This window comes from Brevibacillus laterosporus LMG 15441 (assembly GCF_000219535.2).
In the GTDB taxonomy this organism is placed as follows: domain Bacteria; phylum Bacillota; class Bacilli; order Brevibacillales; family Brevibacillaceae; genus Brevibacillus_B; species Brevibacillus_B halotolerans.
In genome coordinates, this window is sequence record NZ_CP007806.1 from 2,074,191 (window position 1) to 2,098,603 (window position 24,413).

Annotated in this window: 20 protein-coding genes and 1 pseudogene; 17 read left to right on the forward strand and 4 right to left on the reverse strand. The window is 42.4% G+C overall.

Annotated elements, in window-relative coordinates; all coding sequences use genetic code 11:
* Positions 1-46: 46 nt before the first annotated feature.
* The 17 genes from BRLA_RS09650 (at position 47) to BRLA_RS09730 (ending at position 21,108) form a co-directional block, all read left to right on the forward strand.
* Positions 47-1,108, forward strand: a complete 1,062-nt coding sequence (locus BRLA_RS09650) for a glucose-1-phosphate thymidylyltransferase (RefSeq protein WP_003338622.1) — start codon at positions 47-49, stop codon at positions 1,106-1,108.
* On the forward strand, positions 1,105-1,962 hold the full coding sequence (locus BRLA_RS09655; RefSeq protein ID WP_003338623.1) for a glycosyltransferase family 2 protein: 858 nt from the start codon (positions 1,105-1,107) through the stop codon (positions 1,960-1,962). Before BRLA_RS09650 ends, BRLA_RS09655 begins: the two co-directional genes overlap by 4 nt.
* On the forward strand, positions 1,959-2,915 hold the full coding sequence (locus tag BRLA_RS09660) for an NAD-dependent epimerase/dehydratase family protein (RefSeq protein ID WP_003338624.1): 957 nt from the start codon (positions 1,959-1,961) through the stop codon (positions 2,913-2,915). The genes BRLA_RS09655 and BRLA_RS09660 overlap by 4 nt, the downstream gene beginning before the upstream one ends.
* Positions 2,916-2,919: 4 nt before the next feature.
* Positions 2,920-4,017 (forward strand): glycosyltransferase, encoded by a 1,098-nt coding sequence (locus BRLA_RS09665; protein WP_003338625.1) that lies wholly within the window; start codon positions 2,920-2,922, stop codon positions 4,015-4,017.
* A 35-nt stretch (positions 4,018-4,052) separates the two neighbouring features.
* Entirely contained in the window at positions 4,053-5,363 is a 1,311-nt protein-coding gene (locus tag BRLA_RS09670; protein ID WP_003338626.1) for a UDP-glucose dehydrogenase family protein, read from the forward strand.
* 121 nt (positions 5,364-5,484) lie between these two features.
* Positions 5,485-7,299: an oligoendopeptidase F gene (pepF, locus tag BRLA_RS09675; protein ID WP_003338627.1), complete on the forward strand. Its 1,815-nt coding sequence runs from the start codon at positions 5,485-5,487 to the stop codon at positions 7,297-7,299.
* A gap of 327 nt (positions 7,300-7,626) precedes the next feature.
* Entirely contained in the window at positions 7,627-8,796 is a 1,170-nt protein-coding gene (nagA, locus tag BRLA_RS09680; protein WP_003338628.1) for an N-acetylglucosamine-6-phosphate deacetylase, read from the forward strand.
* Between the two features lie 3 nt (positions 8,797-8,799).
* Entirely contained in the window at positions 8,800-9,534 is a 735-nt protein-coding gene (nagB, locus tag BRLA_RS09685) for a glucosamine-6-phosphate deaminase (protein ID WP_041752538.1), read from the forward strand.
* Positions 9,535-9,819: 285 nt separating this feature from the next.
* On the forward strand, positions 9,820-11,052 hold the full coding sequence (locus tag BRLA_RS09690) for an efflux RND transporter periplasmic adaptor subunit (RefSeq protein ID WP_003338630.1): 1,233 nt from the start codon (positions 9,820-9,822) through the stop codon (positions 11,050-11,052).
* Entirely contained in the window at positions 11,049-14,144 is a 3,096-nt protein-coding gene (locus tag BRLA_RS09695; protein ID WP_003338632.1) for an efflux RND transporter permease subunit, read from the forward strand. Before BRLA_RS09690 ends, BRLA_RS09695 begins: the two co-directional genes overlap by 4 nt.
* A 171-nt stretch (positions 14,145-14,315) precedes the next feature.
* Positions 14,316-15,011 (forward strand): 4'-phosphopantetheinyl transferase family protein, encoded by a 696-nt coding sequence (locus tag BRLA_RS09700; protein ID WP_003338633.1) that lies wholly within the window; start codon positions 14,316-14,318, stop codon positions 15,009-15,011.
* Between the two features lie 43 nt (positions 15,012-15,054).
* Positions 15,055-16,068, forward strand: coding sequence for a zinc-binding dehydrogenase (locus tag BRLA_RS09705; protein ID WP_003338634.1), 1,014 nt, complete (start codon positions 15,055-15,057; stop codon positions 16,066-16,068).
* Positions 16,069-16,233: 165 nt separating this feature from the next.
* Positions 16,234-16,713 (forward strand): hypothetical protein, encoded by a 480-nt coding sequence (locus BRLA_RS09710; RefSeq protein WP_003338635.1) that lies wholly within the window; start codon positions 16,234-16,236, stop codon positions 16,711-16,713.
* A 152-nt stretch (positions 16,714-16,865) separates the two neighbouring features.
* Positions 16,866-18,527, forward strand: coding sequence for an AMP-binding protein (locus BRLA_RS09715; RefSeq protein WP_003338636.1), 1,662 nt, complete (start codon positions 16,866-16,868; stop codon positions 18,525-18,527).
* Positions 18,528-18,910: 383 nt separating this feature from the next.
* On the forward strand, positions 18,911-19,348 hold the full coding sequence (locus BRLA_RS09720) for an Rrf2 family transcriptional regulator (protein ID WP_003338637.1): 438 nt from the start codon (positions 18,911-18,913) through the stop codon (positions 19,346-19,348).
* Positions 19,349-19,403: 55 nt separating this feature from the next.
* Positions 19,404-20,105 carry a DsbA family oxidoreductase gene (locus tag BRLA_RS09725; protein ID WP_272898016.1) on the forward strand — a complete coding sequence of 234 codons (702 nt, stop codon included), beginning with the start codon at positions 19,404-19,406 and terminating at the stop codon, positions 20,103-20,105.
* A 73-nt stretch (positions 20,106-20,178) separates the two neighbouring features.
* On the forward strand, positions 20,179-21,108 hold the full coding sequence (locus BRLA_RS09730) for an MBL fold metallo-hydrolase (RefSeq protein WP_003338639.1): 930 nt from the start codon (positions 20,179-20,181) through the stop codon (positions 21,106-21,108).
* 130 nt (positions 21,109-21,238) lie between these two features.
* Here BRLA_RS09730 and BRLA_RS24605 read toward each other — a convergent pair.
* The 4 genes and pseudogenes from BRLA_RS24605 to leuC form a co-directional block, all read right to left on the reverse strand.
* Positions 21,239-21,337 (reverse strand): annotated as a pseudogene (locus tag BRLA_RS24605) (VOC family protein); the annotation flags it as partial.
* 93 nt (positions 21,338-21,430) lie between these two features.
* On the reverse strand, positions 21,431-21,772 hold the full coding sequence (locus tag BRLA_RS09735; protein WP_051876110.1) for a beta/gamma crystallin domain-containing protein: 342 nt from the start codon (positions 21,770-21,772) through the stop codon (positions 21,431-21,433).
* A 441-nt stretch (positions 21,773-22,213) separates the two neighbouring features.
* On the reverse strand, positions 22,214-22,807 hold the full coding sequence (leuD, locus tag BRLA_RS09740) for a 3-isopropylmalate dehydratase small subunit (RefSeq protein ID WP_003338641.1): 594 nt from the start codon (positions 22,805-22,807) through the stop codon (positions 22,214-22,216).
* Positions 22,808-22,939: 132 nt separating this feature from the next.
* A complete protein-coding gene (leuC, locus tag BRLA_RS09745) occupies positions 22,940-24,358 on the reverse strand; it encodes a 3-isopropylmalate dehydratase large subunit (RefSeq protein WP_003338642.1) in 1,419 nt (472 codons plus the stop codon).
* Between the last annotated feature and the right edge of the window lie 55 nt (positions 24,359-24,413).

Sequence of the window (24,413 nt, forward strand, 5' to 3'; positions counted from 1 at the left end):
TGTGCATACAGTATAGATATCTCTATGGAACAGGGGTGAATGTCATTTGAAAGGGTTAATTTTATGCGCTGGCCGTGGCACACGACTATATCCACTTTCCTATTCACAGCCCAAGACACTCCTACCTGTAGCTAATCTACCGGTGATCCAGCATTGTTTGCAAAAGTTACTTGATGTCGGTATTAGGGAAATAGGTATCGTGATTAGTCCAAACCAATTGCAAATACCCGCGTATGTTGGGAATGGACAAAAATATGGCGCAGTGATTAGGTATATTGAACAGCAGGAGCCATTGGGTATTGCCCATGCTGTTTCATTAGCTGAATCTTTTATAGCTGAAGATAAGTTTGCTTTGTTTTTAGGGGATAACTTAATGATGGAGTCCTTGCATAGTTTACACGACAGCTTCACTAAGACAGATGCTTACGCTGCCGTTTTACTAAGCGAGGTAGAGAAACCACAGGATTTTGGCATAGCTGAAGTGCAAGGAGAACAAATCCAATCCATTGTTGAAAAGCCACAATTTCCTAAAAGCAATTTAGCTGTAATCGGAGCCTACTTTTTTACCCCTGCTATCTTTCAAGTAATTGCTGGATTACAACCATCTAAGCGGGGCGAATACGAAATTACTGATGCCATTGCCGCACTTTTACAGCAAGGTAAAAAGGTAGTACATTCTACAACCAAGCTACCTTATTCCGATGTAGGGACGATGGAGAGATGGTTGGAGGCTAATCGCTGGATGCTAGACAAATCTATTGGAGATGAGGTGCAAGTAGGAGAGGGAAGTATGATTGATAACTGTGAGATTATAGGGCCAGTGATGATAGGTGAAAACTGCCTATTGTCTAACTGCACAATTGGTCCTTATGTATGTATCCAAAATGGAGCGGAGGTAAGAAATTGCCAAAGAATTGAAAACAGTATTTTATTAGAAGACACCAAATTAGTAAATTTAGATTGTTATATTCATGACAGTATTTTTGGGCGCTCATCTTATTTGGTTGGGGGAGTACCTAATGTTTCACGACAGGATATGGGGATATTTATTATGAGTGATCATTCGACGATAACACTACCTGCGACAAGGAGAATTGGGGTTTCATGACTGACATAGAAATAGAAGATAATGCAGTTATCCCCATGTTTACTGTCGTAATACCTACCTATAACCGATCGGATATGCTAAAAAAGGCGATAAAAAGTGTCTTGAAGCAGACCTGTGATGATTGGGAAATACTCGTCATGGATGATGCTTCTACGGATAGTACGGAGGAAATTGTCGCTAACACTTTTACTCATTCGAAGATTCGATACTATCGTATGGAAAAGAATTCAGGCATATCGAAGGTCATGAATAAGGCATTGGGACTGACTCGCACTCCTTATCTGATTCAATTGGATTCCGATGATTGGTTAGCCAAACGTACTTTGGAGAGGTTTAAACAAGTCATTTTGAAAAATCAACATAGTCAAAAAAAGGAAAAATGTGCGCTGTACTATGGAAATATGAATGTGTGGCGTGTTTATAAAGGTAAATATCGTAAGCGAAAAGGCATTAGACATCGGCAAATTAGAGGGAAGTATGATTTTTTACAATATGATGGCTGGATGGTAGCACCGCGTTGTTATCGCGTGAATGCCTTGCAAGAGGTAGGGGGATGGGATACCTCGGACAAATATGGTGGCAGAATTATGGAAGATCGTCGAATGATTTTACGCTTAATTGAAAAGTTTCCCGTTCAGCATATAGATAAAACGTTATATAACAGAACAAAGCATCGAAAACAATTGACAGAGCCAGGGTCGATTCAAAAACGTAATTATTTACGGAGGCAGACGTATGAATATTATTTAAAGAGATGGGGGAATAAATATCGTGCTATTTTTGGCACGAGAGGACGTTTTCTAGTCATTAAACAGCTAGTGAGGCGCAAAAAGAAAAGAGGTCATCGCAAATGAGGAAAAAAGCTGTGGTGACTGGCTGCGCAGGATTTATCGGCTCTCATTTGACAGAGCGATTGCTGGCAGACGATTATGAAGTAATTGGTGTAGATAATATGCTTCTGAACTACCCATTGTCTTATAAGGAACGCAACATCAAGGATAGTTTACAGGATTCCCGATTTCATTTCATCAATCAACCCATTCAGGATGTTGACTGGTCTTATCTGTTAAAGGGTGTACAGTATATTTTCCACCTGGCTGCCTTACCTGGTGTGCGTGCAAGCTGGGGGGATGCTTTTCAGGAGTATGTTAAACACAATGTAACTGCAACCCAAATCCTATTAGAAGCTAGCCTTACTCATCAATCATTGCGAAAAATTGTGCTTGCCTCCTCCTCTTCTGTTTATGGAACAATGCAAGAAGGAGTAACACAGGAAACAGCTCCGCTTGAACCACTTTCCCCTTATGGTGTAACCAAAGTCTCCATGGAGTACTTGATGCAAGCTTATGTGAAAGCCTATCAATTACCAGTGGTTGCACTCCGCTATTTTACCGTATATGGCCCCAGACAGCGTCCTGACATGGCCTTTCATCGATTTTTTCGAGCTATGATGCACAAAGAGCCCATACAAATTTACGGGGATGGTAGTCAAAGCCGCAACTTTAGCTACGTACACGATGTGGTGGAAGCCAATCTGTTGGCAAGTGAGTTCGGTCAGGTGGGGAAGGTTTATAACATCGGTGGAGAAAGAGAAATTAGCTTGTTAGAGGCCGTTTCGCTTATGGCAAAGATCATGCAAGTGGAGCCGGATATTACCTTCACAATAGCAGAAAAAGGTGATTCGAGGCGTACCTGTGCTGATATATCCCTAGCAGCTCAACAGATTGGCTATCGTCCACATACCTCGTTGGAACAGGGGCTCTACCAGCAATTTCAGGATATTAAGAAGCTGTACCAGGGGGGATGAAAGCATGCATCGTGTTCTTTTATATCGCCGAATTTATCTTCCAAGAAGTGAAACCTTCATTTACGAACAACTAATTGGACATACACAGGTGGAACCACTAGTAGTTACTAGGAGTAACCCGATTAATGTGGATCAATTTCCTCATAAGTCAATCTACGTAAAAAAGAAATTAACAAATCTCCATCATTGGGTGAAGAGAAAACAGATTAAGATACTCCACGCTAGATTTGGAACAGGAGGGCTTGAATTACTACCGGTTGCCAAACGTTCCAAATTACCGTTACTGGTGTCATTTCACGGAACGGATGTATCCCGCCGGCCCAATGTTGATCCTAACTATAAACGACAATTAAAGCAGTTGTTTCGGAGAGGAAGCGCATTTACGGTAGTAAGTAAGCACATGAAAAAAAAGATAATAAAACTAGGATGCCCGAAACACAAAATAACGTTGCTACGATCAGGAATTGACCTTCAAAAATTTGCCTATCAGGCTATGCAACCTGTTTGGAATCATTTCTATAAATTTTTAAGTATTGGGCGACTAGTAGAAAAAAAAGGAATGGATACGCTCATAAGCGCCTTTCGACATGTACACAAGGTTTTTCCAAATGCTACGTTAACAATAGTAGGGGAAGGGGATCAGCAAAAGAAACTAAAAAAATTGATTAAGCGCTATAAGTTACAAAATAGTGTGGCGCTTAAAGGCGGTGTCAGCCACCTGCAAGTAGCCGAGGAGTTGGCTCGTTGTCATATGTTTGTACTTGCTTGCCAAACAGCGAAAGATGGCAATCAAGAGGGAATTCCTAATGTACTAATGGAAGCCATGGCTACAGGAAGGCCGGTTATTTCTACCAGCCATGCTGGCATTCCAGAACTGATAGAGCACGGTGTAAGCGGGTTACTTGCTCCCGAGAGGTCACCTCGCAAATTTGCCGAAATGATGATTCGTATGATCCAGGAAGAACAACGGTGGACAGAATACACCTTGAATGCACGTGTGAAAGTGGAAAAACAACATGACATTAACAAGCAACGTAAGGTTTTGGAAAACGTATATATACGACTAATAAAAGAAAACAATAGGCACTTAGCAACCAAGTAACATGAATATCACCAAATCATGGCGGAGGTGTCAGCATGAAAGTAGCCGTCATTGGAACTGGATATGTAGGAGTTACAACAGGGGTCGCACTAGCAATGGCAGGACATGAAGTGACGGGAGTGGATGTAGACGAAGAAAAGATACGCTTGTTGCAAACCGGCAAATCACCCATATATGAACCAGGTTTAGATGAAGCTCTGGTTGATGTAATAAGTAGAGGAAAGCTGGAATTTACAACTGATCATACAGTAGCACTACTTTCAGCTCAGATCATATTTATCTGTGTAGGCACCCCTTCCGATCAGGAGGGAAGGGCTGATTTACGTGTTTTTAAGGATCTAATAGATCAAGTTCACCACTTGCTTTGTCACGATGATGATGAACGCATATTAGTCATCAAAAGTACAGTACCTGTAGGGAGTAATGATCAAGTAGCGGAGCTTTTTTCCGATTGTCCACAGATACACGTTGTCTCTAACCCAGAATTTCTACGGGAGGGAAGTGCATTACAGGATTCATTACAGCCAGCTCGCATCGTAATGGGGGCCTCGTCTACTCAAGCTTTTGAACGATTAGAACAATTATACAAAAATATTGAAGCACCGCGGATTAAAACGAGTCGATTAAATGCAGAAATGATAAAATATGCCTCTAATGCTTTTTTATCGATGCGAATTTCTTTCATGAATGAACTAGCACGACTAAGCGATAAGCTAGGAACAGATATTTCGATTATCGCTACTGGAATGGGTCTTGATTCCAGAATTGGTCCAGAATTTTTACGGGCCGGCTTGGGGTATGGGGGTTCTTGTTTCCCTAAGGATACTTCTGCTCTACTCTCAATAGCGGAAGAGAGAGATGAGCCATTGACTATTTTGTATCAAGTAGCTAAGGTGAATGAGCAACAGCCTACTTGGTTTTTGCAAAAGCTGGAACAACGCTTAGGAGACCTGGCTAACAAGCGAATTGCATTATTAGGATTATCTTTTAAACCAAATACCGATGATATCCGAGAAGCTCCTGCACAGAAATTGCTAACGATCTTACGAGAAAAGGAAGCGCTCATCACTGCCTATGATCCTGTTGCTATGCCTAACATGCAACGCGTGTTTTCTGGTGAGCAGGTAACTTATACTCAAACACCTTATGAGGCTGTGAACGGAGCAGATGCGGTCATTCTTTGCACGGAGTGGGGAGAGTTTCTTGAATTAGATTATGAACGTGTGTACCACATTATGAGGAAGCCTCTGATCTTTGATGGTCGCAATGCATTACCCCACTCTGAATTAGGAAAAATTGGATTTGAATATGTAGGGATTGGAAATCAAGTGGGGAGCCTGGTGTAGAAGCCAGGTTTTTTCTATTGGTGCAAAGAATTGAATCAGAGCTTCGCTTGGTGTACGATGGAGAATAGTACCAGTTTTTCTGATGGCTCTGCCTATTTTCCATAAAAAGGAGTGTAATACCGTGAACAAAAGCAAAACATTACCCAAACGTAGCGAAGTACCGGACCAATTCAAATGGAAGCTAGAAGACATTTATGCTTCCACTAACGATTGGGAAAAAGACGCAGAGCTAGCAAAAACCTTGATTCAGAAAGCGCAAAGCTTTAAGGGGAAATTGGCTGATTCTGGGAAGCAATTGTTAGAAGCGCTGACATTAATGGATGAGCTATCTCAATTGATAGAAAAACTGTACGTGTACGCTCGCATGAGAAGAGATGAGGATAACGGAAACTCTACATACCAGGCTTTAACAGATCGGGCAACCTCTCTATCTACGCAGGTCTCCAGTGCATTGGCATATATCCAACCAGAAATTTTAGCAATAGAAGATGAGCGTCTCGAAGCTTTACTAAACGAAGAAAGTGGTTTAGATCATTACAGAAAATTTTTAGAAGTGGAGATCATTCGTTATAAGCCGCATACGTTGTCAGCAGAGGAAGAGGTCTTGCTTGCTGAAATGCGTGAGATTGCAGGTGCTCCTTCCAATATTTTTACAATGTTAAACAATGCAGATATTAAATTTCCAATGGTCACAGATGAGAATGGTGAAGAGGTTGAACTAACAAAAGGTCGATACTCTCAATACATGGAAAGCAAAGACCGACGCGTGCGTCACGATGCTTTCAAAGCCTTGTATGAAACCTACCGAAACCATAAAAATACAATTGCAGCAACACTGATTGCAAGCGTAAAACGTGATGTGTTCTATGCACGTACCCGGAAGCATTCATCCGCATTACAGGCGTCTCTATTTAACGATAATGTAGATCAATCCGTATACGACAATCTCATCGCCACCATCCATAAGAATTTACCTGAACTACAGCGTTATTTAGATTTACGCAAAAAAGTGTTGGGTGCAGATGAGCTTCACATGTATGATTTATATGTTCCGATTGTAGCAGAAGCCAACATGGAAATTCCTTATGAAGAGGCTGTTAAAACAGTAGAGGACTCATTGGCTCCACTTGGTGAGGACTATGGAAAGGTGCTGCATGAAGGATTCACTTCCGGATGGGTAGACGTCTATGAAAATCAAGGCAAAACGAGCGGTGCTTATTCGTGGGGGACATATTCTGTTCATCCTTACGTGCTAATGAATTATCAGGATAACCTCAATAACATGTTCACGTTAGCACACGAAATGGGCCACGTCATGCACAGCTATTATTCGCATAAAAACCAGCCATACACCTATTCTCAATATCAGATCTTTGTAGCAGAGGTAGCGTCTACATTAAATGAAGCTCTGTTAATGCAGCATTTACTTGCTCAAACGACTGAAAAAGAAAAACGCATGTACCTGCTCAACTACTACTTAGAGCAGTTTAGAGCGACTGTTTTCCGTCAGACCATGTTTGCTGAATTCGAAAAAATGATTCATGCTACCATTGAAGAAGGGCATGCGCTGACAGTAGACTCGCTTTCCAGCATGTATCGTGAGCTAAATGTGAAATATTTCGGAGACTCTGTGGTAATCGATGAGGAGATTGATCTTGAATGGGCAAGAATTCCTCATTTCTATAACAATTTCTACGTGTACAAATATGCTACAGGTTTCTCAGCTGCTACTTCTCTGTCGAAACAAATTTTGGAGGAGGGGGAACCAGCAGTCGAACGATACTTGAACTTCCTATCTAGTGGTGGTTCCGATTATCCTATTGAATTATTGAAAAAAGCTGGAGTCGATATGGCAAAACCAGAGCCGATCGAGGAAGCAATGGAAGTCTTTAAAGGCTTGTTAGATGAATTGGAGCAATTAGCTTTATCTAAATAGAAGCGTTGCAGGAACTCACAAAGGGAGGGTGTGTAACCCTCTTTTTTGTTTGTAAACTACTACAGCTTGTCATATAGAAACACTAGCTAGAAGCAAGCAAGAATGCTGGTATGTCAATACTTCAGTTGTGTGTCTGTTTCTTGAAGAGTAAGAAGATTCTTGGGTAACAGCCTTGTTTTCTGTTACAATAATAAGTGAGAAATCGCTTACGTAGACTTTTTTACAAACGCTTTCTCCATAATAATTCTAGGAAATGCGTATAAATTGGACGCCTAACCAAAAATAGACAGAGGCTTCCTGGAGTTTGAAAAATAGGAGGAGTACACCATGACTGTTACTCAAACACAAAAAATTATAAATGTGAATATTGTCACAGAAAAAGGTATTCTTGAACAGGCCATTCTCCTTATGGAAAACGGAAAAATTATCTATGTAGGCCCTGAAAATGGACAAGAAGCAGAATCTGTTTACGATGGAAAAGGTGCAACTCTAGCACCGGGATTCATTGATTTACATGTACACGGTGGTGCGGGATATGATTTTATGGACAGCACACAGGAAGCAGTTGATGGCATTTGTAGCTTCCATGCTAAGCACGGTACTACTGGTCTATTGGCTACTACGATGACAGCTCCCATCGAACGTAATCTTGAAATATTGGAATTTTATTCAAATATAAAGGAGAACAAAGGTGCTAAAGTAGTTGGCGTTCATATGGAGGGACCGTTTATTAATCCAGTCTTAAAGGGAGCGCAAAATGGAGAGTGGATTGAGCCCCCAACACTTGCTAATATGCAAAAGGTTTTCTCAATCGCCCGTCCAGGCCTAGTCAAGCTTATGACATTAGCCCCTGAGCTGGTTACTGAAGATGAGGTATTTGATCTACTGCGCGAACAAAAGGTCATTGCATCTGTTGGACACTCCTTACAAGATTATGATGGCGCATGCCAATGCTTACGCAAAGGGGTAAACCACGCGACCCATTTAGGAAATGCGATGAAGGGCTTGCACCATCGTGATGTGGGCATTATCGGTTTAGCCATGCAGAATCCAGAAATGACATTTGATTTTATCTGTGATGGTATTCATCTATCTCCTAACTTCATCCGTATTTTGGCAAAAGCATGCGAATTAAATCAAATGATGCTCATTACCGATGCGATGCGTGCAGCAGGCTTAGATGATGGTGAATATGATTTAGGTGGACAAAATGTGATCGTTCGTGGGGATGAAGCGCGTCTTTCTGATGGTACATTAGCGGGAAGTGTTCTTACCCTAGATAAAGCATTGTCTAACTTTATGAAGTTTACAAACATCCCTTTGGAAAAAGCAATTTACTTGCTTACAATGAACCAAGCAAAAAAATTAGGCATTAGTGAAACAAAAGGTAGCATCCAAGTAGGCAAAGATGCTGATCTTGTACTGTTATCGAAGGAATATCAGGTTATGGCTACTTGGGTGGAAGGAAAAATCGTATTTGAAAAGGCGGAGGAATAGATGATGCAGGTACAGGTTTTTGAGGATTATGACACACTCAGCCGTTATGCAGCAGATATTTTTTTAAAACAGATTAAGAAAAAATCTGATTCCGTTTTGGGATTAGCTACGGGCGGAACACCAGAAGGATTTTATCGACACCTGATTACTAGTTATAAAGATCAAAAGCTGGACTTTTCAAGATTGCGTACTTTTAACCTAGACGAATATTATCCGATTAAGCGTGAGCATCCACAAAGCTATTGGACATTCATGCATGATCATTTATTTGCTTATGTCAATATATCAACAAGCAATATCCACCTTCCCAACGGCGAAACGACCAATGTGGATGCAGAGTGCGACCGATATGAAGAAGAGATCGGAGCAAACGGAGGAGTAGATATTCAAATTCTAGGAATAGGTGAAAATGGTCATATTGGCTTTAATGAACCAGGCGCTTCTTTCGATTCTCGCACGCGTATGGTCGAGCTGACTAAGAACACGATCCAAGCCAACTCTCGCTATTTCGACAGTGAGGAGGATGTACCGCGTCATGCGATTACAATGGGGATTGCTAGCATTATGCAAAGTAAAAAAATCGTAATCCTCGCAGCAGGTGTAAAAAAGGCAGAGGCAGTGGCGAAAGCGATTCAAGGCGAAATAACTGAAGCGATGCCAGCTTCTATTTTACAAAAGCATCCTGATGTAATCTTCCTTCTAGATAAGGAAGCAGCCTCCCTGCTCACTCATAACTAGCATATAGCTCTAAAAAGACGGTCTATATAAGTAGACGGTCTTTTTTTTATTTAGAAGAGAAGAATTGTTAGATAGCTCCTATTGAAGAGGATATACTTGAGTTACTGTTTTTCTATAAAAAAGGTTATTAATTTAAATTTTGTATAAAATTTCATTTTACTATTTTCAACACAACATATTAATCTCCGTCTTAAGTTGGATATAAGCTCCACCTGCTGGCCGTTCTGTTATTTCAGAAAATTAGAGAGAATAGAATAAAAAAGGAAAGAGCTGGGAGGAACAGATGTGAGACGTGTTGTCGTATCGGTTTTGGGCGCCTCTATTTTGTTAGTTAGTGGCTGTGGGAGTAATGTGGAGCCAGTAGCTAGCGTACAAGAGGAGAAAAATAACAAATGGGTGGAGACCTATAAGATTGAACAAGCACCAGCTTCAACTTTACTAGGATATTCGGGAGTAGTTGAAGCAAATAAGCAGGTAATGCTAGGCTTCGGTAGTTCAGGAAAAATTGCACAGGTAAACACCGAAAAAGGGGCACAGGTACAGCAAGGTCAGGTCTTGGCCTCTTTAGACGCGAAAGTATATCAGGTAGCTGCTCAGGCAGCCGCAGGGCAAGTACAATCCGCAACGGTTGCCGCTCAGGAAGCAAAGAAAGGAGCCTCTCAAGAAGCACTTGCTCAGCAAAAAATCAAGCTGGAGCGAGAGCAACAAAATGCTGCAGAGGCAAAAAAGGCCGCGAAGCAGGGCGATGTTTTGTTTCAAGGCGGTGCGCTTTCAAAAAATGATTATGAGGCTCTTCTTCTCAAAGCGAAGCAAGCAGAGATGAGTGTAAAAAATGAACAGATTGCACTTCAGGAGCTTCAAAGAGGGGCAAATCCAGATCAGCTAGCTAGAGCAAGCGCTGCCATTACGCAGGCAAACAGCGAGGCTGTACGAGCGCAGGAGAGTTTACAACAAACCAAAATCATTGCGCCATTCTCAGGAACGATCGTAGCAGTGCATGAACAGACAGGGAAGGTCGTAGCTGGTGGACAAAGCGTAATTGAGCTAGTTGATTTGAAAACTGTTAAGGTAGTTTTGGCTGTTGAAAGCGATGAGGTGGGATTTTTTACGGAAGGGAAGCAGGTAGAAGTACAGGATGCTTCTGGTATAAGCAGTAAGGGGACAATTCAGTTTGTCTCACCTGTGATCGACCAAGCAAACGGGAAATATCGAGTGGAGATTCATATAAGTAATTCAGATAAAAAATGGCGAGGTGGTATGGTTGCGAATGTTAAGGTACCTCGCCCATTGCAGGGATTTTTATTGCCTCTAGAATGTGTAGGGCTTACAAATGAGACCCATTTCGTCATGAAGGTGGAGAATGGCATTGTTAGGAAACAACCTGTACAAGTCGGACAGATTATTAATGGAAATATTGAAATTGTAAAAGGTGTTTCAGTAGGAGAACAGGTAGTAAAAAGTGGAATCACCTATATCGTTGACGGTGAGAACGTAGCAGTGAAGGGAGTAAAACAATGAGTAAACTCCTATCATTCTTTCTCCAACGCAAGCTTATTGTGTATCTCTTAACTCTCATCATTTTATTCGCAGGCTTTGCTTCTCTTGCCTCCTTTAAAGTATTTCTGGTTCCAAAAACGAATTTGCCTTGGATTATTGCTACTATTTCTGGCGGATCACTTCCTCCTGAAGAAATGGAGAAAAAAGTAGCGGAGCGAGTAGAAAATGAAGTGAAGGGAATGGAGGAGATAAAGGATTATTTTTCATCCTCTTCTAGTGGCAAGGTTCAAATCACTTTGGTGGCGAAGGAAGGAAAAGGTGAGGTAGCGAAGCAAAAACTGGAGAGCATTATTAATCGTGAGCGATCCAATTTTCCGAAAGCGGTAGAACATAGTAATATCTATCAGGCCAATTATGGTGATGAAACTCTGATGGTGTTGGCTTTAACAGGCAATGATCCTCAATCATTATATAATTATGCTCAGGATACGCTAAAAGAGCGAATTGAGGCAGTATCTGGAGTGAAAGGCGTAGAGATTAGTAAAGGAAGCTTTGAAAATAAAATCGCCATCACCATATTGCCAGAGAGACTCTCGGCTTATCAGGTAACCCCTGCGCAGATCTATCAGGAGCTACAAAAACAAAATTGGAAGCAGGCGCTCGGAACACTTGATAACGCCGGCTATCAGACGGTTATCGAATTGGATAAGACACTACAGCATGTAGAGGAATTAAAATCTGTAATGATCCCAACACCAAGGGGAATGACATTGCTTGACCAATTGGCAACCGTGAAAGATTTACGTGGAAGTGAGAGTGATCAGACGCTTGCCATCTATAAAGGAAAACCCTACATTGGTATCTCGATAAAACGTACAGAGGGTAGCGAAATTATACCAACCCAAGCAAGGGTAGAACAGCTTATTGCCCAGATCAATCAAGAAGCAAACGGAATTTATCATCTTACATCCATTTTTGAAGCGGCTTCTTTTATCGAGCATTCCATTAGTAATTTAAGCAGAGATGTTATGATCGGTGGGGCTCTCGCTATTTTGATCTTATTTATCTTTTTACGTAACTGGCGGGTTACGATGGTCATTGCTACCACGCTACCGCTTTCGATTTTAATGACATTTATTGCACTGAAGGTATTTGGCTATAATTTCGATATGGTAACGCTTATTTCTCTTAGTCTGTCCGTTGGTTTAATTGTTGACGCTGCAATCGTGGTACTAGAGAGTATCTATCACTACCGAGAGCAGGGAAAAGCATTGCGTGAGTCAATTTTACTGGGTACGAAAGAGGTGCTTACGCCTGTATTATCATCACAGATCACCATGGTAGTTGTATTCTTACCTTTGGTATTAGCAGGCTTTGATGAAGCGTTGACGCCTATATTTACTACGATTGCTTTTACAGTGACAGCGGCTATTGTATCATCTACGATTGTATCAATTTTCTTTGTACCGATTTTCTCAGATAGCTTTCTAAAAAATGATAAGCAAAAGGTGAATGGAGAAAATCAAAAGGAAAATATCCTGGTGCGTGGCTTCGACCGTATCTTGCATCTGTGTTTGCGTCGACGATTTGTTACACTTGGTCTAGCTTTTCTCATGTTTTGCAGTATCTTTGTGCTGGCCCCCCACGTTAAAACCAATCTGGGGATTGATGTGAATGAGAACTTTATCTTTGCAGATATTACGTTGCCACATGGAACGTCCTTGGAGGCGGCCAAACAAGTCATTTCTCAAACGGAAGAAAAATTGTCTGCGATAAAAGAAGTTAAAGATGCATACATTGGTGGAAATTTAGAACGATTGCAGTTACAAATCGCCTTATTACCGAGAGCAGAGCGCTCATTGAGCAAAGAAGAAGTTGCCAAGCAGATCATGGAAACAACAAAAGAAGTAACAGGTGTAGAACGCTTTTCCTTTAGCACCAATAGCCCAGACGGTGGTGCAGTAACTGTTGAAGTAGAGATTACTGGCAAAGATTTAGAGAAGGCGAAAGAATTAAGTGAGCAAGTATCAGCAATGCTTGTTGGTATAGAGGGTATTTCAGGTGTTCGCAACGATTTTAGTGAGGGCAAAGAAAAGATAACCCTCATTCCCATAAAAGAAGCAATGAATCGATTACAGGTGGACGAACGGGTACTAGCTCAGCATTTATCCAGCATGATGGGTGAGCAAAAAGTGGCTGAACTTACAACCGACGGTACAAATGTGGATGTAATGGCTCGACTGCCTGAGCAAGAAATGAAACATCCTGAGCAACTAAAGAAGCTGTTAATTCCCACACAAAATCAGACAATGATTCCACTAATAGATGTCGTCGAATGGAAATATGGAAAGACGCCACAACAAATTAATCACCGCAACGGGGAACGTGTCATTAAAGTGTCTGCCGATCTTGTAGGAATCGATCCAGGGAATGCTACCCGTTTGTTACAAACGAAGCTGGATCAATTGGTAGTGCCGGCTGGCTTGCAAGTGGAGTTAGCAGGCAGTCTTAAAAATCAAGAAAGCAATATGTCCAGTGCATTGTTTGTGTTTTTAGGCGCTATTGCTTGCATCTATCTGATTATGGTTGCGCAATTCGGACGTTTGTCGCATCCATTTATCATCATGCTGACATTACCTATGGCAGGAGTAGGCGTTGTTGCTGGTCTCGTGTTGACACAACGCATGATGACAGCTATGTCCATCATTGGCATCATTATGTTAATTGGTATTGTCGTCTCCAATGCGATTTTGTTAATCGATCGAATAAATTTACTTAGAAAACGCGGCGTACCGTTACAAGCCGCAATTATTCAAGGGACCCATGAGCGAGTACGCCCCGTTTTGATGACTAAAATTACTGCCATTTTGGGCATGGTACCCATGGCTTTAGCATTTGGAGATGGTGCTAGCTTAGAAGCTCCACTCGCAACTGTAGTAATAGCGGGACTTGTGTTTCATACGTTAGTTACACTAGTGCTGGTGCCGGTGCTGTATTCCGTTTTTGAAGGAATTCGGGATTGGTGGAACTATAAAAGAGATAAGCGCATGCAAAAGAGATTACAGAGATCATTAGTGGCATCCGCAGAGGGTGCAATAGGGGAAGAAAAATAGAAATGTCGCTTAGGGATAGCAGAACGTAACCAACAGAAGGGCTCTCTTTCCTCCATTCGGAGTGTTGAGAAGCCCTTCTATTTATTTCGAGCAGATCTAAAGATTTCAGATGACATGGTAGATTTGTTTGTAGATATCCTCTAAAATATGGAAAAGGGAGAGGGGAATTACATGACAAACGTATTTGCTCTACATATACCAGCAGAACTAGAGAAGGATACATTTACACGTTTATTAGATCATGTATCCCAAGAAAAACGTGAAAAAATCCTTCGATTTCGCAGACGTGAGGATGCCTATAGGGGATTGCTGGCTGATTTACTCGTTCGCTATATTTTGCTTACATATCACTTTATTTCTAAAGAGGAGATTCAATTTGAGTACAATGAGTATGGTAAACCTTACCTGCCATATACCAATTGCAATGTGAACTTGTCTCACTCTGGTGAATGGGTAGTGTGCGGTACAGGCATTGAACCTGTAGGAATTGATGTAGAACAGCAAAAGCCCATAGAGATGGAAATTGCTAAGCATTACTTTTCAAAGCAAGAGTACACGGATTTAGTAGTAAAATCGGAAGGAGAAGAACAACTGTCGTATTTTTATGACCTTTGGACATTGAAGGAGAGCTACATCAAGGCAGTTGGCAAGGGGCTATCCATTCCTCTTTCCTCTTTTTCCATTAGAAAAAATGAGAATGGTACCATTGATTTTAGCGAAGAGATACCGTCACAGACGAATTGGTTTTTTAAACAATATCAGCTAGCGAAAGGATATCCGTTGTCTGTATGCAGTGCTAGTAATCAGTTTGCAGAAGAGGTAAAAATGATTCGAGTAGACGAATTGATTCAATATTTTGTCTCCTAAATCTAATGAGAATGTCATTTGTAGTGAAAAGGGGGAAGGAACTATGTATCAAGCATTGCTACATCACGGTCAAGCAGGCTTAAAAGGAGTAACAATAGAAGAACGAGCTAAACGGATATTGGCTGCTGATGAGGTGCTAGTTCGGTTGAAGGCATCTGGTTTAAACCGTCGGGATTTACTCACGATCATGTGGAGAAGCGAACAAGACGCTCCGCTCGTTCTGGGTGCTGATGGTACTGGAGAAATTGAAGAAATAGGTAGTGAAGTAGAGGGATGGCATGTCGGTGACGCGGTAATTTTGCATGCAGGCGTAAACTGGTTAACCAAAAGCGATGCTCCTCCTGCCTCGTTCGAGATTTTAGGGACTTCCTTCGATGGGACCCATGCTCAGTATATTGTGGTTCCTGCTTCCCTACTCGTGAAAAAGCCTACCTATCTAACATGGGAAGAAGCTGGAGTACTCTCTGTAGCAGCTCTTACCGCTTATCGCGCCATATGTACAAAAGGACAAGTCAAAAAGGGAAATACGGTGTTGATTCCTGGAATTGGGAGTGGGGTAGCTACCTTTTTACTTCAAATGAGTAAAGCCTTGGAATGTCGTGTCATTGTTACTTCTCGGAGCAAAGCGAAACAAGAAAGGGCTCTGCAACTAGGTGCTGACGTTGCGATTGATACAGCAACCGATTGGAACGAGGCCTTACAGGGCGAGAAGGTTGACGTCGTGTTTGATAGTGTGGGTCCTGCTACATTTCAGCAATCCTTGCATCAACTGCGCCCCGGGGGGACGTGCGTTACATTTGGTGCTACTACCGGTGATATCATAGAATTTAATCTAAGAAGCTTTTTTTACAGCCAGTGTAATATTCTAGGAACTACACTGGGTAGTAAGGAAGAATTTATTGAGATGCTAGGCTTTATGGAACAACATCAAATCCGCCCGATTATCGATCATGTCTATGAGCTGGAGCAAGGTGTAACTGCCCTGCAACGACTACAGGATTCGGAACAATTTGGCAAAATCGTATTGCGTAGAAGCGAAACAGGGATGGATATTTAGGGATAACGCTTCATAATCGAAGGAAAAAGGAAGGAATTCCTCAGGTAAGATTTGATGAAATATATAAGCCTCATATGCTTGTAGCAGTTTTCTACAAGATTTACTTCTAACTCTCTTCATTCTCGCGTATGCATGTACAAATAGGGCGGAAAGGGAGAGTTACGAATGAAAGTATTTGTAATTAGTTTGCGCAAGTTGCTATATGGCTCTGCTGTAGGGGTTGGCTTAGTACTTGCCATCGTACTGGTAATATGGAAAGATCCATTACATGTCGCAACCCTGTTCCAATTTGATCGGGAAAGCATGGAGACAACAGCAAAAGTAGCAGACAACCCGTTTGCCTCCGAAAGGCCTCAGGTAGCTATGGATGTACAGGTAGAGAATAATGAGATAGCTGTTAATCTCATCACCACAGGCTTTACCTTTACAGAAGAGCAGTCCAACGCAGAACAAAAATTGGAGTCCATGCATGGGAAGGGACATGCACATCTCTATGTGGATGGAAGAATGATTCAGAAGATTTATCAACCCCAATTTACTATTAAAAATATGCCAAAAGGGGAGCACGAATTGAAAATAGAATTAGCTTACCCGAATCATCTATCTTACAAGGTAGAAACAGTAAAAATACTGCAAATCAAATAGATGGGAAAGAAGTGCCTCGATGGTTGATACCTTATCGGGGACTTTTTGCTATATAAAATGACCATTAACAGATATGATGGTATATAGCAGGAAGCAGGAAAATATATGGTTTGATGGAATGTTCTGATTAATACGGCTAGGAGGTCGAAAAAATGGCTGATCTACGTTCTATTACGATGGGTGATTTATTAGATGAGACAGCAGACATGTTTCCTAACAAGGAAGCCATTATTTATCATGAGCGTGAACTTACGTATACATATCGGGAGTTTCAGTTGGTGTGCAATCAATTAGCTCGGGGATTTATGGCCCTAGGTATCCAGCCAGGGGAACATATAGCAATTTGGGCTAATAATGTTCCAGAGTGGGTATTAACTCAGTTTGCCACAGCTAAAATAGGTGGTGTGCTCGTGACCGTTAATACAAACTACCGTACACATGAGCTCGAATATTTGCTGCATCAATCGGATGCTACTACCTTACTATTAATTGATCAGTTTAAGGGTGTTTCCTATGTCGACATGTTGCATGAAATTTGCCCAGAACTACAAACTGCGACACCTGGAGAGCTTCAAGCAGAACGCCTCCCTCAATTACGCCGAGTAATCTATCTGGGTGAAGAGCGCCAGCCAGGCATGTATTTATTTAAGGACCTCTATGAGCTAGCTGAACAAGTGACGGAAGCGGAGCAGATTGATTGTCAAAAGACGATTCATCCCGATTCGGTAGTTAATATGCAATATACTTCAGGTACGACAGGATTTCCAAAAGGCGTCATGCTTAGTCATAACAATATTATTAACAATGCAATTCAAGTAGCTAGTTGTCAAAATTTACACCAAGAAGATCGCGTTTGCATTCCAGTACCATTTTTTCATTGCTTTGGCTGTGTCATGGGAACTTTAGCCTGCGTAGCAACGGGAGCGACGATGGTTCCTATCATTACGTTTCAGCCCAAAGTTGTGTTGGAGGTGGTTTCTAAGACAAGGTGTACTGCGCTATATGGAGTGCCAACTATGTTTATTGCAGAGCTGAATGACCCCACGTTTGCGCAGTATGATCTAAGCTCATTGCGCACCGGTATCATGGCGGGTTCGCCTTGCCCAGAAGAAGTAATGAAAAATGTCGTAGATAAAATGGGGATTCGTGATATTACTATTGCATATGGGCAGACGGAATCATCGCCAGTCGTGACTCAGACTAGAGTAGATGATAGCATCGAGCTTCGTGTGTCAACAGTAGGTCGTAAGCATGATCCGGTTGAAATTAAGCTAATGAATCCGGAAACAGGGGAAGAGGTGGCTAGAGGCGAGCAGGGTGAACTTTGTACGCGAGGCTATCAGGTTATGAAAGGATACTATAAAATGCCGGAACAGACAGCTCAGGCGATTGATTCTGAGGGCTGGCTCCATACGGGAGACTTAGCAACCGTTGATGAATCGGGGTACTATCGCATAACAGGGCGCCTGAAAGACATGATCATTCGTGGAGGAGAAAATATTTATCCACGTGAGATTGAAGAGTTTTTGTATACCCATCTCAAGGTGTTGGATGTACAGGTTATTGGTGTTCCTGATCCTCACTATGGTGAACAGGTATTGGCATGCGTTAAAGTACGGGAGGGCGAAACCCTGACATCAAATGAGCTTAAAGATTTCTGTCAGGGGAAGATTGCTCGCTTCAAAATTCCATATTATGTACAAATTGTAAGTGATTACCCAATGACTGCCTCTGGTAAAATTCAAAAATATAAGCTAAGAGAGCAAGCCATTGAAATCCTTGGCTTGAATCAATCTGCCGCTACTAGGGAGTAGTTCGAAGGTAGAAATACCTTTAATATATAAAAAAGGGATAGTGATATCCCTGTTAGCCTGGGAAGGTTTTTCCTAATAAAATCATTGTTTTAATCTGTTCGCCGTTAACTACTATGAACCCTCTGTCACAATAAAGTGGCAGAGGGCTTTACGTTTGTGAGGAAAATTTAATTTCTAGCCATTGCATAATCTCCACGTCATCTCATGGAATGGGGACGTCTTGATGGCAAGTAAAATTCTTGATCCACTTTGTTAAACAGTATATCTGAACGGAAACAATGAAATATATCAAAGCTCCTTTTACAAAATTAACAAATTAAAAATCCCTCTTGACACTCATGGTTAGTTGTAACTATAATAGTTACATCGAGAGGGTGTCAGTAATGAAAATAAGCAGCAGATTTTCCATAGCGGTTCACATTCTTTCGTTACTTTCTACAGCCAAGGATGCGCACTGCACATCGGAATGGATTGCTGGTAGCGTCGGAACGAATCCGGTTATCATTCGGAAAATACTCGGGCAACTAAAGAAAGCAGGATTGGCGGGCGTTCGAGCCGGTAAAGGCGGAGCTTTTTTACTTAAAGGGCTGGAAGAAGTTACGTTGCTGGATGTTTACCGGGCGGCGGAAGTCGTGGAGGAAGGGGAGCTCTTTCATCTCCATGAACAGCCGAATCCCGACTGTCCGGTCGGTGCGAACATTCAAGCCGTTCTGGAACTGATCGTAAGACGGGCCCAAAACGCCATGGAAGCGATTCTGGCTGACATAACGATGCATGAGCTGCTTTCCGAACTTGCCGAACATATGAACATGAAAAAGTGAACCCATTTTTTTTGGAGTTGTTGTAACTTAAGTGGTTACAACAAAAAATCTCGAAATAAATGGAAAGGAGGTTCCCAGAATGAAAGTGGAAGTTTGGTCCGATTTTGCTTGTCCTTTCTGCTACATCGGCAAACAACAGATCGAAGCGGCGCTTGATAAATTTGCGCACAAAGATGATGTTGAGGTTGTTTTTCGAAGCTTCGAGCTTGATCCGAAAGCACAGAGGGACGTGGATTACGACGTACATGACATGCTGGTCGCCAAGTACGGCATGAGCCGGGATCAAGCGATTGCGATGAACGAAAATCTTAGCAGTAAAGCGAAGGAAGTCGGGCTTACATTCCAATTTGACACCTTGATTCTGACGAACACATTCGATGCCCATCGGTTAGCGAAGTACGCATTCAAGCAAGGTAAAATGAACCCGATGACACAGGAACTGTTCCAGGCATACTTTACCGACTCCCGGCATTTGGGCGACCACGAAACGCTGGTGGAATTAGCGGTGAAGGTCGGATTGGATCGCGATGAAGCGCTCAAGGTGCTTGCTGGTGATGATTATTCCGTCGATGTTCGCTCGGATGAGGAAGAAGCAAGCCGGCTTGGCGTCAGTGGAGTGCCGTTTTTCGTCATCGACCGCAAATATGCCGTATCGGGGGCGCAGTCAACCGACATGTTTCTCAATGCTTTGCAGACGGCTTGGAAGGAATCGCAGTCGTTGAACGTGTCGGACGATGCCGGAAGTGAATCTGAGTGAGCAGCTTGTGCTGACGGCATTACGTTACGATTTTGATAACCGTTATTATTATTAGAGAGAGGGAGATTTACCGATGTTTAGCAAGAAATCATCAATAGGAGTTATTATGTTGCTTTGTTTCACGCTATTGCTGAGCGCATGCTCCAGTGAGCCGAGTAAGACGAATACCGCGAGCGAGGGAACTCAGAAACCGGCGGCTGAACTCAAGATCACGCCGTTCAACCCTGGAGAAAACGGGCTCTTCTCCGTCACATCTAGCCTGATCGAAGGGCCAAGCGAGGTGCTGCTCGTCGATGCTCAGTTCGAAAAGAGCAACGCCGCGCAACTGGTTAAGATGATCCGCGAAACCGGTAAGAAGCTGACTACAGTTTATGTCAGCCACCAGGATCCGGATTTCTATTTCGGTCTGTCGACGATCCGCGAGGCATTTCCTGATGTAAAGATCGTTGCCACCCCTGCTACAGTGGAAGGGATCAAGGCAACTATCAAGCTTAAGAGTGAATTCTGGGGTCCGCTCATGAAAGAAAACGCCCCAACTGCGATGATCGTCCCTGATGTCCTTGACGGGGATAAGCTAACGGTTGATGGCCAAACCGTGCAGGTGATCGGTCTCGACGGTTCGGATCCGTCTCACACAGTCCTTTGGGTTCCGTCGAAAAAGACCATCTTGGGTGGTGTGCCGGTCTATGAGAACCTGCATGTCTGGATGGCAGACAACCAGACTCTAGAGAGCCGTGACCACTGGCGGGAGATTCTGGACCGAGTTCTCGCTCTGAAGCCTGAACGAGTTATCCCGGGCCATTTCATGAACAAGAGCTCTGAAGATATATCCACCGTCACCTTCACCCGTGACTACATTACAAAATTTGATGCTGCGGCAAAGCAGGCCAAGAACTCCGCTGAGCTGATTGCAGCGATGAAGAAGGCCTATCCGGACTTAAAGAACATAAGTGATCTGGAAATGGGCGCTCAGGTAATCAAGGGTGAGCGTTCTTGGCCATAATATAACGCCGAAACCGCCCGTTAGATGCGGAGATGGTTAACTACTGTCTGCGGCTTATGAAGGCGCCCGGGTTTAGACCCGGGCGTTTTCATGATTACGGTTTGCTCGGCGGGGATACGTCGATAATTTCTTATTGTAATCTATCATCAAACATTAATTGTATTTGAATACCGAACGGGTCTTCAATAATACCGTATGCTTTGCTAAACACATTTTTAGATAAAGGGATACAACGATTTAGAAAGGCGTCTCATATCTTGACATCATCGCTTTTAGCCCATAGAAATATGGTCAGACCAGGTGCAGGAGATTTATCTCTTATTTAGCAGAGTCGAAAAGTTTTAATAGAAGAAGTGATATCATTAAAATCTTCGTGAATGTTGAAGAGATGGGAACGATTACTTGAATTTTCAAGCAGCTTTTTTCTACCTGTAAAATTTATATGCTCATATAAAACAACAAGCGTTTTAGGTGCGACACGTACAGACGAAATTCTGTCGTTCCAAGCATCCCCCACGTATGACAATCTTTCTCCCGAGTTCAGAGTGAAAGAAGCACCTTTTCCGTCTATATGTTCAAAAAAACGATTCACACGATGCTGAACTTCTACATAATGATACGGGTCATCATAATGCGGATTATAATCATACGGATTATAAAACATGAACACCTCTCCAATACTTTTTTGTAATTCATACACTGTATGCCTAATTGCCATATCTGTGCATTGACACAGGTATTTTTTTGAAATAGGAGGAAAGATGGGGAATAGGAGCTTTTTAAGAGGCCAGAGTTACCCAGATCAGCTATTTTCTCAGTTCTCTTATCTGATATATTCTTTTTCAACAAGACCTTCGCGAATGAATAGATTTTGAGAAATTTACAAGCAGTAGGTTCTCCAGAGACGAAGAATAAGGAAGGAACTTTAATAGCGGGATTCTATATGAAAAAAGCTAGGAGAGCAAAATGAAAACCAATCATATGCTGTCAAGGAAATCTATTTATGCTAAAAACGAAGCTGTTTTGCGATGAGAGACTTATCATAATGAAAAAAAGGGCCACCTGCTGGTGAACCCTTTTCCTCTGTGTCTCAATTATTTAATACTTACCATGCAGGCATTTTTTGTTCATAAGCCACAATTTTGTCTTCTTGTTGTAAAGTAATTCCAATATCATCCAAACCATGTAACAAGCAATATCGGCGATAAGGATCTACCTCGAAAGGATAGGAGAGACCCCTGTCATCCTCTACTACTTGATTTTCTAAATCAATAGATAATGTATAGCCTTCAGTAGCTTCCGTACGTGTAAACAATTCCTCTACCTGTTGTTCTGTTAATTTGATTGGCAAAATTCCATTTTTAAAGCAGTTATTATAAAAGATATCTGCAAAGGACGGTGCAATGATTACTCTAAATCCAAAATCCAACAACGCCCAAGGTGCATGCTCGCGTGAGGAGCCACAACCAAAGTTATTGCGTGCAAGAAGAATCGTTGCTCCTTCATAACGCGGCTGATGGAGGACAAATGAATCAATTCGCTCGCCATCAATCGTAAAGCGCCATTCATAAAACAAGAATTGACCAAAGCCTGTACGTTCAATGCGCTTTAAAAATTGTTTGGGGATAATAGCATCTGTATCAATATTGGCCCGATCAACGGGAGCAGCCAAACCAGTTACTTTTACAAATGGTTCCATGGATAGTGCCTCCTTTTACATGTAGGGATGAGCTTATGCTTTTCTCCAACAAAATTACCTGTTACATCTTGAATGACTCAACGATTGCAAGATAAGCTGTTTACTTGCAAATGTCGAAGTCCTAACGTCTATTCACACGACAGAAGCAGTGTTTAGCCATTGGCGGACATCAACGAATCTACCTTCGACCGCGGCGGCAACCGCCATTTCAGGACTCACAAGATGTGTGCGTCCATCGCGTCCTTGTCGGCCTTCAAAGTTACGGTTAGAGGTGGAAGCGCAACGCTCACCTGGTGACAAAATATCTGGATTCATCGCAAGACACATGGAGCAACCAGATTCCCGCCACTCAAAGCCAGCCTCAATGAAGATTTGATGTAATCCTTCTTGTTCAGCACGTTCCTTGACTGCTTGTGACCCTGGCACGACCATGGCATTAACCTTGGAGGATACCTTGCGACCTTTAGCTACTGCAGCGGCACGGCGTAAATCTTCAATCCGTCCGTTTGTACAGGAGCCAATAAACACACGATCAATAGCGATTTCGGTCATGGGAGTACCTGCAACTAATCCCATATAAGAAAGGGCATCTCGTGCCGCCTTTTGTTCGGTTTGGCTCATAAATTCTTCAGGAAGAGGGACATTCCTAGTGATGCCGGTTCCCATACCGGGACTAGTTCCCCAGGTTACTTGTGGCTCAATCTCGCTTGCATGAAGCTCAATGTAAGCATCATATTCGGCACCTTCATCCGTCACCAACTCTTTCCATACAGCAACAGCTTGGTCAAATGCTTCTCCTTGAGGAGCATGCCGGCGACCTTTTAAGTATGCGAAAGTAGTATTATCCGGAGCGATCAGACCTGCACGTGCTCCAGCCTCAATGGACATGTTACAAACTGTCATCCGTTCTTCCATTGTCAATTGACGAATAGCTTCCCCTGTATATTCAATAACATAGCCTGTGGCAAAGTCAGTGCCGAATTTTGCGATAATAGCCAAAATTAAATCTTTCGCAGAGACACCTAGTGGCATTGGACCTTTGACATGGACTTCCATTGTTTTTGGTTTTGCTTGCTGCAAGCATTGAGTTGCCAATACATGTTCCACCTCACTGGTTCCGATGCCAAAAGCAAGAGCACCAAAAGCGCCATGTGTAGAGGTATGACTATCTCCACAAACAATTGTCTTACCCGGATGAGTTAACCCAAGTTCGGGTCCAATGACGTGAACAATTCCTTGATCTGGGCTGTCTAAATCTGCAAGTGGTACTTCGAAATCTCGACAGTTATTAGTTAAGGTCTCCATCTGTGTTAGTGAAATGGGGTCTTCTACAAGATAGCGGTTCTTCGTGGGCACATTGTGATCCATCGTTGCAAAAGTAAGATCAGGACGGCGTACCTTCCGATTAGCTAGACGTAAACCTTCAAAAGCCTGTGGGGAGGTTACTTCATGTACTAAATGTAAATCGATATATAATAAGCTAGGTTTTCCCGGTTCTTCGTGAATGACGTGCTGATCCCAGATTTTTTCAAAAAGTGTGCGTGCTTTCATCGTATTTCCTCTCCTCTACATTGTAATCGCGTTCCTGCTTTTTTTTAGTTGTATC